At 58.2% G+C, this 14,163-nt stretch carries 11 protein-coding genes; 7 read left to right on the forward strand and 4 right to left on the reverse strand.

Going from position 1 to position 14,163, the window contains the following annotated elements; all coding sequences use genetic code 11:
• Nucleotides 1-2 precede the first annotated feature (2 nt).
• Both OKB77_RS16760 and rfaD read right to left on the reverse strand, forming a co-directional pair.
• Nucleotides 3-1,763: a polysaccharide deacetylase family protein gene (locus OKB77_RS16760; RefSeq protein ID WP_150389994.1), complete on the reverse strand. Its 1,761-nt coding sequence runs from the start codon at nt 1,761-1,763 to the stop codon at nt 3-5.
• A 118-nt stretch (nt 1,764-1,881) separates the two neighbouring features.
• Nucleotides 1,882-2,838, reverse strand: coding sequence for an ADP-glyceromanno-heptose 6-epimerase (rfaD, locus tag OKB77_RS16765; RefSeq protein WP_005340846.1), 957 nt, complete (start codon nt 2,836-2,838; stop codon nt 1,882-1,884).
• A 158-nt stretch (nt 2,839-2,996) separates the two neighbouring features.
• Here rfaD and OKB77_RS16770 point away from each other — a divergent pair, with 158 nt between their 5' ends.
• From OKB77_RS16770 to OKB77_RS16790, 5 genes are all read left to right on the forward strand, one after another.
• The gene (locus OKB77_RS16770; RefSeq protein WP_005340848.1) at nt 2,997-3,641 is read left to right on the forward strand and encodes a TetR/AcrR family transcriptional regulator; all 645 of its coding nucleotides are present in this window, start codon (nt 2,997-2,999) and stop codon (nt 3,639-3,641) included.
• Between the two features lie 115 nt (nt 3,642-3,756).
• A complete protein-coding gene (locus OKB77_RS16775; RefSeq protein ID WP_265776511.1) occupies nt 3,757-4,947 on the forward strand; it encodes a glycine C-acetyltransferase in 1,191 nt (396 codons plus the stop codon).
• Between the two features lie 55 nt (nt 4,948-5,002).
• Nucleotides 5,003-6,031, forward strand: a complete 1,029-nt coding sequence (tdh, locus tag OKB77_RS16780) for an L-threonine 3-dehydrogenase (protein ID WP_005340852.1) — start codon at nt 5,003-5,005, stop codon at nt 6,029-6,031.
• Nucleotides 6,032-6,228: 197 nt separating this feature from the next.
• Nucleotides 6,229-6,684 carry a c-type cytochrome gene (locus OKB77_RS16785; RefSeq protein WP_069529785.1) on the forward strand — a complete coding sequence of 152 codons (456 nt, stop codon included), beginning with the start codon at nt 6,229-6,231 and terminating at the stop codon, nt 6,682-6,684.
• Nucleotides 6,685-6,768: 84 nt separating this feature from the next.
• On the forward strand, nt 6,769-9,045 hold the full coding sequence (locus tag OKB77_RS16790) for a putative bifunctional diguanylate cyclase/phosphodiesterase (protein ID WP_265776510.1): 2,277 nt from the start codon (nt 6,769-6,771) through the stop codon (nt 9,043-9,045).
• Nucleotides 9,046-9,174: 129 nt separating this feature from the next.
• On the opposite strand, the gene rep is transcribed toward OKB77_RS16790, so the two are convergent.
• Complete coding sequence (gene rep / locus OKB77_RS16795) at nt 9,175-11,193, reverse strand: DNA helicase Rep (RefSeq protein ID WP_265776509.1); 2,019 nt, start codon at nt 11,191-11,193, stop codon at nt 9,175-9,177.
• Nucleotides 11,194-11,374: 181 nt separating this feature from the next.
• On the opposite strand from rep, the gene OKB77_RS16800 reads away from it, so the two are divergent.
• Both OKB77_RS16800 and OKB77_RS16805 read left to right on the forward strand, forming a co-directional pair.
• Nucleotides 11,375-12,595, forward strand: a complete 1,221-nt coding sequence (locus OKB77_RS16800) for a SufS family cysteine desulfurase (RefSeq protein ID WP_265776508.1) — start codon at nt 11,375-11,377, stop codon at nt 12,593-12,595.
• A 13-nt stretch (nt 12,596-12,608) separates the two neighbouring features.
• Complete coding sequence (locus OKB77_RS16805) at nt 12,609-13,043, forward strand: SufE family protein (RefSeq protein WP_265776507.1); 435 nt, start codon at nt 12,609-12,611, stop codon at nt 13,041-13,043.
• A 21-nt stretch (nt 13,044-13,064) separates the two neighbouring features.
• Here the strand turns inward: OKB77_RS16805 and tcdA are convergent, their stop codons facing one another.
• Entirely contained in the window at nt 13,065-13,901 is an 837-nt protein-coding gene (tcdA, locus tag OKB77_RS16810; protein WP_265776505.1) for a tRNA cyclic N6-threonylcarbamoyladenosine(37) synthase TcdA, read from the reverse strand.
• Between the last annotated feature and the right edge of the window lie 262 nt (nt 13,902-14,163).

The raw sequence follows: 14,163 nt of genomic DNA on the forward strand, positions 1-14,163 counted from the left end.
CATTACTTCCTGAATACATAATTCCCGCGAATCTTGCGCCACAATCCGAACACATCGGTACGGGGGAAGATGGCAATCCGGCGGATCTGGAAAGGGTCCTGGTGCATTGCTTTGGGGCCGCTATTGGTAGCAACGGCAAAACGATACCCGGCGGTGATAGCCTGCTCCTTGGCACTCTCGTTCATATCTCCGTAAGGGTAGGCAAACGAGAGCAACGGATGGCCAAGCAGGGCCTCCAGTTGGCGTTTATTCTCCTGAATTTCATGGGCTTGTTGTTCGGGTGTGAGCTTGCTCAAGCGGGGATGGGTCAGGGTATGCCCACCAATTTCCACATGACCGCTGGCGGCCAACGCCTTGACCTGCTCACCACTCATCAATGAGACCTTGGTATCCGGATTGGTCGGATGCTCCACATCCCAACGGTTATAACCTTCGCCGGTGACTACGTACACCACAGCTTTGTAACCATATTTTTCCAGCAGTGGCAGCATGCGGGTCAGGTTGTCCTGATAGCCGTCATCGGCGGTGATCATCAGATACTTCTTGCCGTATTGCAGACGGTGGATAAAGCCTTTGTCCGCCAAATCGCGGAAAGTCAGGGTTTCATAGCCTAGCCACTTCATCAGGCGCAGATGCTTCTCGAACATGGTGATCGGCATCCAGGTGCCATGCACCCCCTTCTCGCTATCCTGCTCGATAAAACGGTGGTACATGATGACGGGCATCTCGCGGCGCAGGGTTTCGACTACGGCATCCTGATAGATGGTTTCGAGGCCGGATACTACCCCCTGCAAGCCATACTCATCCTGAATGCGCTGCCGAATGACTTCCGGCACCGTCTTGCTGGTCAAAGCGGTCTCGATTTCTCCCTTAAGGGCAGCAAAATCGATAGCCAGATCCTTGGGGCCGATATCGCCAAAATTACTCGCCAGAGCATCATCCAGATTCTGTTCGGTCACCAGACCAACTGCCTTGGCTTCACCAATGGCAAAGGCGGGCCGACCACAGAGCAGTGCTTCCATCGCCACCCGACCGGCGCCGATCACCAGATCGCAACTCGCCAGCAGAGCGGGCACATCATCGACATAACCAACAAACTCGGCACGGCCTTCGAAACGGGCAAAGCGCTCCGGTACCTTGGTACCGCTGACAATCCGCACCTTGCAGGCATCCAGATCGAGTACCTCGTCGAGCAGACGGTAACAGAGCTCCCCTTTGGGGCCGCTCAAACGGCCAATGATGGCGATCACCGGCTTTGGATTATCCGGCGCAGGCACAGGCTGGAATTTGTCGGTTTCGATACCGTTGCGCAGCACCTGCACGATCGCGGGATCCACCCCCAGATTGTCGACTATCTGATGGGCAATATCTTCACAAACGGCAACCGCCCGATAGCCGAGTGCATGGAAGGCCTTGCGCGAAGCGTGCACCGGCTGGCGACCATGCACCGTGGTGATCATCGGGGTGCCAGTCAACTTGCAGGCCACATAACTGCTCCAGCCGGAGGCGCGGGAGTGAGCATGCACCAACTGAATATGATGCTTCTTGATGAGATAGATGAGGTAAAAGACGTGCCAGAAGCGGCGCAGAATGCTGCGCTTGTTGAATCTCAGCTTGAAGACGGGGCCAAGGGTCGGCTTGGTCAGGGTATCTGACACATAAAAGACGTGGTGACCACGCCGGGTCAGTTCGTTACCGACCGTGGTGGCATAGACCTCAGCTCCCGTTACCTCGAGCTGGGAGAGTGCCATCAATATATTCATCGCGCGGTTACCCGGTAGAGAAGAGAGGAACAGCAAGCAGCCACAGAGACCAGAAACCGGAAGCAGGCGAGTGCCCACTTCCGGTTTTGCGCTCAAACTGCCGCGTTGTGCTCACCCGTTAGCGGTTGAGCCAGGCCATGTAATCCGCTACCCCTTCGGCAACGGTTTTGAACTCGGCGTCATAACCCACACTGCGCAGCTTGGTCATATCAGCCTGGGTGAAGCTCTGGTAGCGGCCCTTGAGGTGATCCGGGAAGGGAATGTACTCAATGGCTCCCTTCTGATGATGCTTGATCACCGCTTCGGCCACGTTCTGGAACGGCTCGGCACGGCCGGTACCGCAGTTGAAGATGCCGGAGTGCTGCGGGTTCTGCCAGAACCACAGGTTTACCTTGCAGACGTCGTCAATATAGATGAAGTCACGCATCTGGCCACCGTTCGGGAAGCCATCGCAACCTTCGAACAGCTTGGGATTCTCGCCCTTCTTCACCTGGGTATTGAGGTGGAAGGCAACGGAGGCCATGGAGCCTTTATGCTGCTCGCGCGGGCCGTAGACGTTGAAGTACTTGAGGCCAACGACCTGAGAGTTGATCTCCGGCATCCAGCGGCGCACGTACTGGTCAAACAGCTGCTTGGAGTAGCCGTAGACGTTGAGCGGCTGTTCGAACTTGGGATCTTCGATGAAGTTGTCATTGCGGCCACCGTAGGTCGCGGCAGAAGAGGCGTAAATAAACGGGATTTCACGCTCGATGCAGTAGTGGAACAGATCCTTGGAGTACTCGTAGTTGACCTCCATGATGAACTTGCCATTCCACTCGGTGGTGGCAGAGCAGGCACCTTCGTGGAAGATCACCTCGATGCCGTTGTCCCACTCTTCAAACTCGTCACCGGAGACGATGCGAGCCTGAAACTCGTCTTTGTCCATGTAGTCAGCGATGGTCAGATCGACCAGGTTGACGAACTTGGTGCCATCGGTCAGGTCATCAATGACCACGATATCGGTCCGTCCTTGAGCGTTCAGCTGCTTGACCAGATTGCTGCCGATAAAGCCAGCACCGCCAGTTACTACGATCATGGAGTTTGCCTCTCGTACGTTGATGGCTACATGTGACTGCTTGTTAAAGCTGTGTATAGTGAGCCAATTTGAAATTGCCGAAAAGTTTATCACGGGCCGCCCGGGGATTCGACCTTGTTCAAAACTGCCCCGAGCGGAACCTGTTGGAGGAATGAGTGATGAAAACCAGAGACAGGATCATTCACAGCGCGACCGAGCTGTTCAACGATCAGGGTGAACGCAACATCACCACCAACCATATTGCGGCGCACATGGGCATCAGCCCGGGCAACCTCTACTACCACTTCCGCAATAAAGAAGACATCATCCACTCCATCTTCGACCAGTATGCCCGACACCTGAGCGAGAGCTTCGTCCCGACCCGCAATCGTGAAATCACCCTGCAGGATCTGATGGGCTATCTGGATGCCATCTTCTATCTGATGTGGCAGTTCCGCTTCTTCTACGCCAACCTGCCGGACATCCTGAGCCGTGACGAGCCGCTGCAACAGAAGTACCTCAAGGCCCAGGAGCAGATGCGCTCCTCCGTGGTCGCACTGCTCAGAAGCCTGCGCGAAGGGGGCATTATCGATGTCAGCGATGAAGACCTGCCGGATCTGGGACAGACCATCAAGATGGTGGTGACCTGCTGGATCCCGTTCCAGATTGCCCAGGCCCCCAACACCCGCATCACCAAACCGCTGCTCTATCAAGGCGTGTTGAAGGTGCTGTTCCTGCTGCGCCCCTATGTGCAACCCCAGGTGGCCGGACAGATCCAGCAACTGGAACAGCACTACCGTCAGCTGGCCCAACCAGCTGGGTGAGATCTGTTTCACATTTGTTGAATATCAGCACAATCATTTGAATTTACCGCAACAGATTGCAGTAAAATGTCGCCCTCTGTTGATACGCAGCTGAAATAGCCAATAAGGATCGAGGATGTCTAACGGATTCTATCGTCACCTGACCGAGCAACTGAACCAGGTGCAAGCTGAAGGGTTGTACAAGCAGGAGCGCATCATCACCTCCGCCCAACAGGCCAGCATCGCCGTCGGCGGTGAGCAGGTACTGAACTTCTGTGCCAACAACTATCTGGGATTGGCCAACCACCCGGATCTGATCGCCGCCGCCCATCAGGGACTCGACAGCCACGGCTTCGGCATGGCCTCGGTACGCTTCATCTGCGGCACCCAGGATCAGCACAAAGCGCTGGAGCAGAAGATGTCTGCCTTCCTCGGCACCGAAGACACCATCCTCTACTCCTCCTGTTTCGATGCCAACGGCGGCCTGTTCGAGACCCTGTTCGGCGCCGAAGATGCCATCATCTCCGATGCCCTCAACCACGCCTCCATCATCGACGGCGTGCGGCTGTGCAAGGCCAAGCGCTATCGCTACGCCAACAACGACATGGCCGAGCTGGAAGCCCAGCTCAAGCAGGCTGACGCCGATGGCGCCCGCTTCAAGCTGATCGCCACCGACGGCGTCTTCTCCATGGATGGGGTCATCGCCGACCTCAAATCCATCTGCGATCTGGCGGACAAATACGATGCGCTGGTGATGGTGGATGACTCCCATGCCGTCGGCTTTATCGGCGAGAATGGTCGTGGCACCCACGAATATTGCGGCGTGATGGATCGGGTCGACATCATCACCGGCACCCTGGGCAAGGCGCTCGGCGGCGCATCCGGCGGCTATACCTCCGGCAAGAAAGAGGTGATCGACTGGCTGCGTCAGCGCTCCCGCCCGTACCTATTCTCCAACTCGCTGGCCCCCTCCATCGTTGCCGCCACTATCAAGGTGATCGACATGCTGGCGGAAGGTCACGACCTGCGCGCACGTCTGAAAGAGAACAGCCGTTACTTCCGCGAGCGGATGAGCGCCGCCGGCTTCACTCTGGCTGGCGCCGACCACGCCATCATTCCGGTGATGCTGGGGGATGCCAAGCTAGCCTCCGAAATGGCGAGCCGCATGCTGGCAGCCGGCATCTATGTGGTGGGCTTCTCCTTCCCGGTCGTGCCCAAGGGCCAGGCGCGCATTCGCACCCAGATGTCTGCCGCTCACACCCGCGAGCAGCTGGACAAGGCGATCAACGCCTTCATCCGCATCGGCCGTGAACTCGGCGTTATCTGATTTGAATCAAGGGGCAGCAGCCCCTTTTTTCTGCATTCATATTGAAGGAACAGCCATGAAAGCACTCTCCAAACTGCACAAAGAGGTCGGCATCTGGATGACGGATGTGCCGGCCCCCGAGCTCGGCCACAACGACCTGCTGATCAAGATCCGCAAAACCGCCATCTGCGGCACCGATATCCATATCTACAACTGGGATGAGTGGTCCCAGAAGACCATTCCGGTACCCATGGTAGTCGGCCACGAATATGTCGGCGAAGTGGTCGCCATCGGTCAGGAAGTGCGCGGCTTCGCCATCGGCGATCGGGTCTCCGGTGAAGGGCACATCACCTGCGGTCACTGCCGCAACTGCCGCGCCGGGCGCACTCATCTGTGCCGCAACACCATTGGTGTTGGCGTCAATCGCCCGGGCGCCTTTGCCGAATATCTGGTGATCCCCGCGTTCAATGCCTTCAAGCTGCCGGACAACATCCCGGACGAGCTGGCCGCCATCTTCGACCCGTTCGGCAATGCGGTGCACACCGCCCTCTCCTTCGATCTGGTGGGTGAAGATGTGCTCATCACCGGGGCAGGCCCTATCGGTATCATGGCCGCCGCCGTCTGCCGCCATGTGGGTGCGCGCCACGTGGTGATCACCGACGTCAACGAATACCGGCTGGAGCTGGCCCGCAAGATGGGCGCCACCCGCGCGGTCAACGTGGCCAAGGAGAAGCTGGCCGACGTGATGAGCGAGCTGGGCATGACCGAAGGCTTCGACGTGGGGCTGGAGATGTCCGGCGTCCCGAGCGCCTTCCAGGAGATGCTCGACAAGATGAACCACGGCGGCAAGATCGCCATGCTCGGCATTCCCCCCTCCACCATGGCCATCGACTGGAACAAGGTGATCTTCAAGGGGCTGTTTATCAAAGGGATCTATGGCCGCGAGATGTTCGAGACCTGGTACAAGATGGCCAGCCTGATCCAGTCCGGGCTGGATCTCTCACCCATCATCACCCACAGATTCCACATCGACGAATTCCAGCAGGGGTTCGATGCGATGCGCTCCGGCCACTCCGGCAAGGTGATCCTGAGCTGGGATAAATAGGCCGTTTCACCCCTTGGTTAACCGAAACCCGGCGAATGCCGGGTTTCTTTTTATCTCCACCACCCGAATTGCCGTGATATCGGCCAAAACTTTGCACGCAGAGTGTTTAACACTTCACACACAAGCGTTTAAATGGCTGTAACTATTCGGTTATAATCCCGTCGTTTACATGGATAATAAAAGACTGCTGGGAGTATATGAGCGTGTTGAAAAAACTGAGCTATTTGCTGGCTGTCGGGATGACGGCCGCCAGCTTGTCTGGGGCAGTGCTTGCTGCCGATGAGATGTCACCGGAAGCCATTGCCGAGCGGATCAAACCAATCGGTCAGGTCTATACCGCCAAGGATCTGGAAGGTATTGCCGGCGCGAGTGCTGCACCTGCTGCGACCGCCTCCTCCGGTCCCCGCGATGGCGAAACGGTATACAAGGGCGCCTGCTTTGCCTGTCACGACAGTGGCGCCGCCGGTGCCCCCAAACGGGGTGACAAGGCAGCCTGGGATCCTCGCATCGCCCAGGGCATTGATACTCTCAAGAAACATGCCATTGAAGGCTTTACCGGCAAGTCCGGCATGATGCCTCCGCGCGGCACCTGTGCGAACTGTAGTGATGAAGAGATTGAAAACGCCATCCACTACATGATCGACAAGCTGTAAGTATTTGAAAGGGCCGCAATTGCGGCCCTTTCAATCTATCGGCTTCCGACTACTCTTGTAAGGTAGACATATCGGGAGTTGCACATGTCGGCCCAATCCATCGAACCCCACTACTCAACTCCTCTGTTGGCGTTGGTCTCTGCCATTATGGACTTCCCGGCGCCACAAACCGCCACGCCTGACGATTACGATGCCCTGATCCAGCAGATTGACCAACTCTGCCCGCTGCAACATTTCGGCATGCTGGGCCTCTCCGATACCGGTCTAAACTGGCTTTACGCCTACAAGGTCAGCGACATCTTCAAGCAACAGCTGGGCCGGGAGCAGTCCCGTATCACCGATCAGCTCACCCAGCTGGATGAGGCCGAAGGGTGGTGCGTCTTCCCCATCGAGCATGGCCAGATACAGTGGTTGCTGGCGCGCGGCACCCCCGCCGACCTGCCGACCCTGCGCCTGCTGCTGGAGTGTCTGGCCAAGCGGCTGACCGAAACCCAGGCGGGCTCCCATCTCACCGAGCTCCCTTCGCCGCTGATCCGCAAAGACCCGAACTGGAAAAAGAAAATCGAGAGCATCAGCCGCATCATGCGGCTCGCCAATACCCTGCCGGCCCAGGCGCTCTTCTCCCAACTGGAAGCGGTACTGCGCCAGATGCTCACCATCGAGGATATGCTGCTGGTCAGGTTAACCAGTCAGAAGCTGGAAAAGATCTACCCTGCCCATCCCCATCAGGGAGACGAGTTCATCAGCGGCTTGTGCCACAGCACCAGCAATATCGAGGTGAGCAGGGAGTCACGCTACTGGCACAGCATGCCGCTGCGGCTGCAACAACAGTACTTCGCCCACTTCATCATCAGCACGGCTCAACCGCTGGAGACCGACGACAAGCTGTTTCTCGACTTCTTGCGTGGCCAGCTCACCCTGCTGCTGGAGCTGAGACGGATCCGCCAGCAGCTCAACGACATCAATACCGAAGACTCCATCAACCAGCGGCTACAACAGCTGCGTCAGACCAACCTCAGGCTGCAAAAGCAGCTCAAGCAGCATCAGGAGCTGGAACGGCGGCTGCAATTCGATGCGCTTCACGACCCGCTGACCCAACTTCCCAACCGCGCGCTGTTGATGAACCACCTCAACCACGCCATGACCCACTACAACCGCTACAAATCGCCGGGATTCGCGGTAATTTTTATCGATGTGGATCATTTCAAGCAGATCAATGACACCCTGGGCCACAGCGCTGGCGATCAGCTGCTCAAGGAGGTGAGCCGCCGCCTGCAGACCTGCATCCGGCAAAACGATCTGGTGGCCAGACTGGGGGGCGACGAGTTCGTTATCTATCTGGACAGCAGCAAGAGCGACGATGACATCAGCCCGGTGCTCAACCGCATTATCAGCCGTCTCTCCTACCCGTTCCGGCTACTCGGCAACGAGCTGAGCATTACCGTCAGCCTTGGGGTATCGAGCGTCTCCGAGCAAACCTCAGATATCAGCCAGCTGCTCCATCAGGCCGATCTGGCCATGTATCAGGCCAAGCGCAATGGCCGCAGTCGCATCGTCAGCTACTCGGATGATTGCATCAACCAGAACTGGAATTCGCCGGAAGAGATGCTGGCCAGAGCCCTGCGGGAGGGGCGTATCGTCCCCTACTTCCAGCCGGTGATCCGGCTGCAGGATAGCCGCCTGACCGGACTGGAGGTGATGGCGCGCTGGCTGACCGAGGAGGGGATTCTGAAGGATGCGTTCGACTTTATTCCGCTGGCGGAGCAGTGCGGCCTGATTCTGGAGCTGGATTACCAGATCCTGCGCCACACCTGTCAGCAACTGAAAAACTGGCTGCCAATCTCCGGGCAGAGCAAGTTCAAGGTCGCCATCAATCTGTCGGGCAAGCATCTGGTCAACCATGACCACATCATGCGACTGATGGGGATCATCGAAGAGGAAGGTGTCGCCCCCGGCTATCTGATTTTTGAATTCAACGAGCGGGAACTGTCGCGACAAGATTCCGATGCACTGGCGTCGCTGCACGAGCTGCGCGCCAAGGGCATCCAGATCAGCCTCGACGATTTTGGGACCGGCTTCTCCTCCCTCAACGCCCTGTTCCACTTCCCGGTGGATTACATCAAGGTGGATGACAGCTTTACCCAGAGGATGCTGCAATCGCCCAAAGATTTGGCGCTGATCCGCGCCATGCGGGATATCTGTCAAGATCTCGATTACACCCTGGTGGTCGAGGGGATCGAGAACCAGCAGCAGTTGCAGAAGCTGATTGATATCGGCTGCCGGATGGGGCAAGGGCGCTATATCTCTCCGCCCATGCCGGGAGCAGATATAGTGCCGCTACTGACCCCGGCCAATCCTTAGGGTTAATCCTTCTTGAACAACGCCCGCAGGTTGGCAACACCGACCTGCCCCTTCTGCTGGCGCTCCTCGGCAGTCACCTTCTTCTGGTTTTCCCCTTGGGGATAACTCAAGAAGTAGAGAAGAATCGCCCTACCCCTTTTTCAAATTATGTTGTGCTCTTATCTGAGCAAGAGCATCCAAACCTCTTTGCTGACGCTCTTCAGGGCTGACTACTTTTTTATTCTCCCAATCCAGATCATCCTGCGGCAGCTCCAGCAGGAAGCGGCTTGGCTCCGGACGTACCGACTCGCCAAACTGGCGCCGCTCCTTGCAGAGGGTGAAGGTCAGTTCGGTCTGAGCCCGGGTGATCCCCACGTAGGCGAGACGTCGCTCCTCCTCTACGTTGTCCTCGTCGATGCTGGTCTGGTGGGGCAGCAAGCCCTCCTCCATCCCCACCATGTAGACATAGGGGAACTCCAACCCCTTGGAGGCATGCAGGGTCATCAATTGCACCTGATCGGCGTCGTCCTCCCCCTCGTTGCGCTCCATCATGTCGCGCAGGGTGAGGCGAGTGACCACCTGAGCCAGCGTCATCGACTCCTCCAGCTCATCCCCTTCCAGCATCTCGGTGATCCAGCGATAGAGGGTGGAGACGTTCTGCATCCGCATCTCGGCCGCTTTCGGGCTGGGGGAGGTCTCGTAGAGCCACTCTTCGTAGTGGATCTCCTTGATCATGTCCCGCACCGCCTCCACCGGATTGCCACGCAGCGCCTGATCGCCAAGGCGAACCAGCCAGTTGGTAAATGCCTGCAGGGCCACGAGGCCACGGCCTGAGAGGTGCTGCTCCAGCCCCAGCTCGAAGCTGGCGGCAAACAGGCTCTTACCGCGCTGATTGGCATATTGGCCGAGCTTTTCGAGGGTAGTGGGGCCAATCTCGCGGCGCGGCAGGTTGACCACCCGCAGAAAGGCGGTGTCCTCGTCCGGATTCACCAGCAGCTTGAGGTAGGCCATGATGTCCTTGATCTCGGTGCGGGAGAAAAACGAGGTACCGCCGGAGATACGATAAGGAATCCGGTTGGTCATCAGCGCCTTCTCGAAGATGCGCGACTGATGGTTGCCCCGATAGAGGATGGCGTAATCCTTGAACCTGGTGCGGTTCATAAACTTGTGTCCCATCATCTCGGCAGCGATCCGCTCCGCTTCGTGCTCCTCGTTCTTGGCGAACAGCACCTTGAGCTTCACCCCTTCATCCAACTCGGAGAAGAGCGCCTTGTCATAGACGTGCGGGTTGTTGGCGATCAGGATGTTGGCGCATTTGAGGATCCGCCGCTTGGAGCGGTAGTTCTGCTCCAGCTTGATCAGCTTGAGGCTGGGGAAATCTTCGCTCAGCAGCACCAGATTCTGCGGCTTGGCACCGCGCCAGGAGTAGATGGACTGGTCGTCGTCGCCCACTACGGTGAAACGGGCCCGCTCGCCGACGATCTGCTTCACCAGCTCGTACTGGCTGGTGTTGGTATCCTGATACTCATCGACCAGCAGATAGCGGATCTTGTTCTGCCAGCGCTCACGCACCTCCTGATTGCTCTTGAGCAGCAGGGTCGGCATCACGATGAGGTCGTCAAAATCCAGCGCGTTATAGGCCACCATCTGCCGGTGATAACGCTCGTAGAGCTGGGCCATCAACACCTCGTCCGGCCCGCGGGCGATACGCATGGCGCGGGCGGGCAGGATAAGATCGTTCTTCCAGTTGGAGATTTGGCTTATAAGGGCCGAGAGCTTGTCCTTGTCGTTGTCGAGCTCGTCTTCAGTCAACTCTTTCAGCAGAGCCAGCTGATCGGTATCGTCGAACAGGGAGAAGTTGGCCTTGAGATTCAGGCTCTTGTGCTCACGACGAATGATATCGAGCCCCAGGGTATGGAAGGTGGAGACCATCAGCCCCCGCGCCTCCTTGCGACCCAAAGTCTGGCCAACCCGCTCCTTCATCTCCCGCGCAGCCTTGTTGGTAAAGGTGACCGCCGCTATGTTGCGCGCACTGTAGCCGCACTGCTGCACCAGATAGGCAATCTTGTTGGTGATGACGCGGGTCTTGCCCGATCCGGCACCCGCCAGCACCAGGCAAGGGCCGGAGACATACTTGACCGCTTCGTTCTGATTGGAGTTGAGCTTCATGGGCCGGATCTCTTGGCTTATGATGAGGGGCGGCATTGTACCAGAAATCACCCGATGAGCCGTACCTGCTGCACTGCAGGCAGCCGCTCATCGGGCTTATAGCACCTTGTGTTCGGGCGCTATTTTCAGGATCATGGCCGACCTTTCGAGATGATGACTTTTTCCAGATGATGAGGGGAACATGAATCAGCAACAGCACGACCAACTGCGCAGCCAGTTTCCGGCCTTGGCGCAGGGGGTAAACGGCCACCCTCTGGTCTATCTGGACAACGCCGCCACCACCCAGAAACCGCAAGCGGTACTGGATGCCATCGCTCACTACTATCGGGTCGACAACGCCAACGTGCACCGTGCCGCCCACGCCCTGAGTGGCCGCGCGACCCGCGCCTTCGAAGCTGCCCGCGAAACGGTCGCCCGCTTTATCAATGCGCCTCACTCTCGCGAGGTGATCTGGACCCGCGGCACCACAGAGGCGATCAATCTGGTGGCCCAGAGCTGGGGGATGAGCGAGCTCAAGGCGGGGGATGAAATCATCCTCAGCACGCTGGAACACCACGCCAATATTGTCCCGTGGCAACTGGTCGCCCAGCGCACCGGCGCAGTCATCCGGGTTATCCCCCTTGATGAGCGGGGCAATCTCGATCTGGCCGCCTATCACGCCATGCTGGGGCCACGTACCCGACTGGTCAGCATGGCCCACGTCTCAAATGCCCTCGGTACCGTCAATCCAGTCAAAGAGATAGTGGCTGCCGCCAAGGCGGTTGGCGCCGTGACGCTGATCGACGGTGCTCAGGCGGTGGCTCATCTCGAGGTGGATGTGCAAGCCATCGGTTGCGACTTCTACGCCTTCTCCGGTCATAAACTCTATGGCCCGACCGGCATCGGCGTGTTATGGGGCCGCACCGAGCTGTTGGAGCGGATGCCGCCCTGGCAAGCAGGTGGTGAAATGATCGACCGGGTCAGTTTCAGCGGCACCACCTTCAATAGCCTGCCCTTCAAATTCGAGGCGGGCACCCCCCATATCGCTGGCGCAATCGGCCTCGCCGCCGCCATCGACTTTGTGATGGCGCAAGATCGGCAATGGCTCGCCAGCCATGAGCAGACACTGACCGACTATCTGGTCGCTGGCCTGCAACAGGTGCCGGGGCTGCGTCTAGTCGGCGAACCTGGCCAACGCGCCGGGGCTGTCTCTTTCTTGCTCGACGACATCCACCCGCAAGATGCTGCTACCCTGCTCGACATGCAGGGGATCGCCCTGCGAGTCGGCCATCACTGCGCCATGCCGCTGATGGAGTCGCTCGGGATCGGCGGCACCATGCGCGCCTCGCTGGCTTGCTACAACAATCGGGACGATGTCGACGCCCTGCTGGCCGCCCTGCACAAACTCAGTGACTTCTTCTAAGGCAGACAACCGAATGAGTGACCTCGCAAGCTATACCCAGATTGGCCTTGAGCCCAACGCCGACACCATCCGCCAGCAGTTTGCCGCCGCTCATGGCTGGGAGAACCAGTACCGGCTCATCATCCAGCTCGGCAAGCAGCTGCCGGTGCTACCCGGCGAATGGCAGCAGGAGGAGTTCCGCCTCAAGGGGTGTGAAAGCCTGGCCTGGCTGAAGGGGGAACAAAGCGAAGATGGTTGCTGGCACTTTGCCTGTGATTCCGATGCCCGCATCGTGCGTGGCCTTATCGTCATCGTGCTGGCGGCGCTCAACCACCAATCGTCTGCGGCGATCCAGGTTTTTGATATGGAAGGCTATTTCAGCGAACTAGGGCTTGAGAAACACTTGAGCCCGTCACGAGGTAACGGGCTCAGAGCGGTCGTACTGGCGATCCGGGAACAAGCGGTCTAACCCGCCTTGTTCAGTGGTCGATTAGGCTTCGCTAATCGACCCAGCATCTTCATTCCCTGCCTCTTTCTCGGCTCGGGTGCCCCGCTCGGCAATCTTTTTCAATACCCGGGACGCGGCAACCAGCCCAAAGGTTGCCGTCACCGGCGTCACAGCGCCAAAGCCGGAAGCGCAATCCATCTTCATGGTGCCATCGCTGGCCGCTTTGGCCTGACAGGTACCGCCATTGCCATCCGGATAGCTCAGCTGCTCGGTTGAGAAGACACACTCCACTCCGAATTTGCGCGCCGGATTCTTGCTGAAGTTGTGCAACCGGCGCAGGTCGGAGCGCACCTTGGCGGCCAACGGATCCTGAATAGTCTTGGACAGATCCGCCACAGTGATCTGGGTCGGATCCATCTGTCCGCCAGCACCACCGGCCACAATCACCGGGATCTTGTTACGCTTGCAGAAGGCAATCAGCGCCACCTTGGCCTTGACCGAGTCGATGGCATCCACCACATAGTCAAACTCCCGCTTGATATGCTCGGCCAGATTGTCGGCGGTGACGAAATCATCCACCTCGATCACCTCGCAATCCGGGTTGATGGCGCGAATACGCTCGGCCATCACCTCGGTCTTGAGGCGACCGACCGTACCCTGCATTGCATGGATCTGGCGATTGGTGTTGGTGATGCAGATATCGTCCATGTCGATCAGGGTGATCTGGTTGATACCGGCGCGGGCCAGCGCCTCTGCCGCCCAGGAGCCCACGCCACCGATCCCCACCACACAGACTTTCGCCTGGCTAAAGGAACGCAGGGCATTCTGACCATAAAGACGGGCAATGCCCCCGAATCGCTGTAGATATTCTGCTTTCATACCACCACCTTGCTTGAGGGCGGCCATTATAACGACAACCAACGCCAGCCGCGATGGCAGAACCGGAGAAAATCAGGGAGGGAAAACAGAGAAAACGGCAGAGAAGAGAGAATGAACGGTCAATTATCAGACTATTTACCGAATTGCAGGCAATAAAAAACCCCGCTCGATGAGCGGGGTTCTTAAATTGGGTGCCTGGCAGTGTCCTACTCTCGCATGGCGAATGCCACACTACCATCGGCGCTACCGCGTTTCACTTCTG

Source organism: Aeromonas sp. Y318-3 (assembly GCF_027706185.1).
Lineage (GTDB): Bacteria > Pseudomonadota > Gammaproteobacteria > Enterobacterales > Aeromonadaceae > Aeromonas > Aeromonas veronii.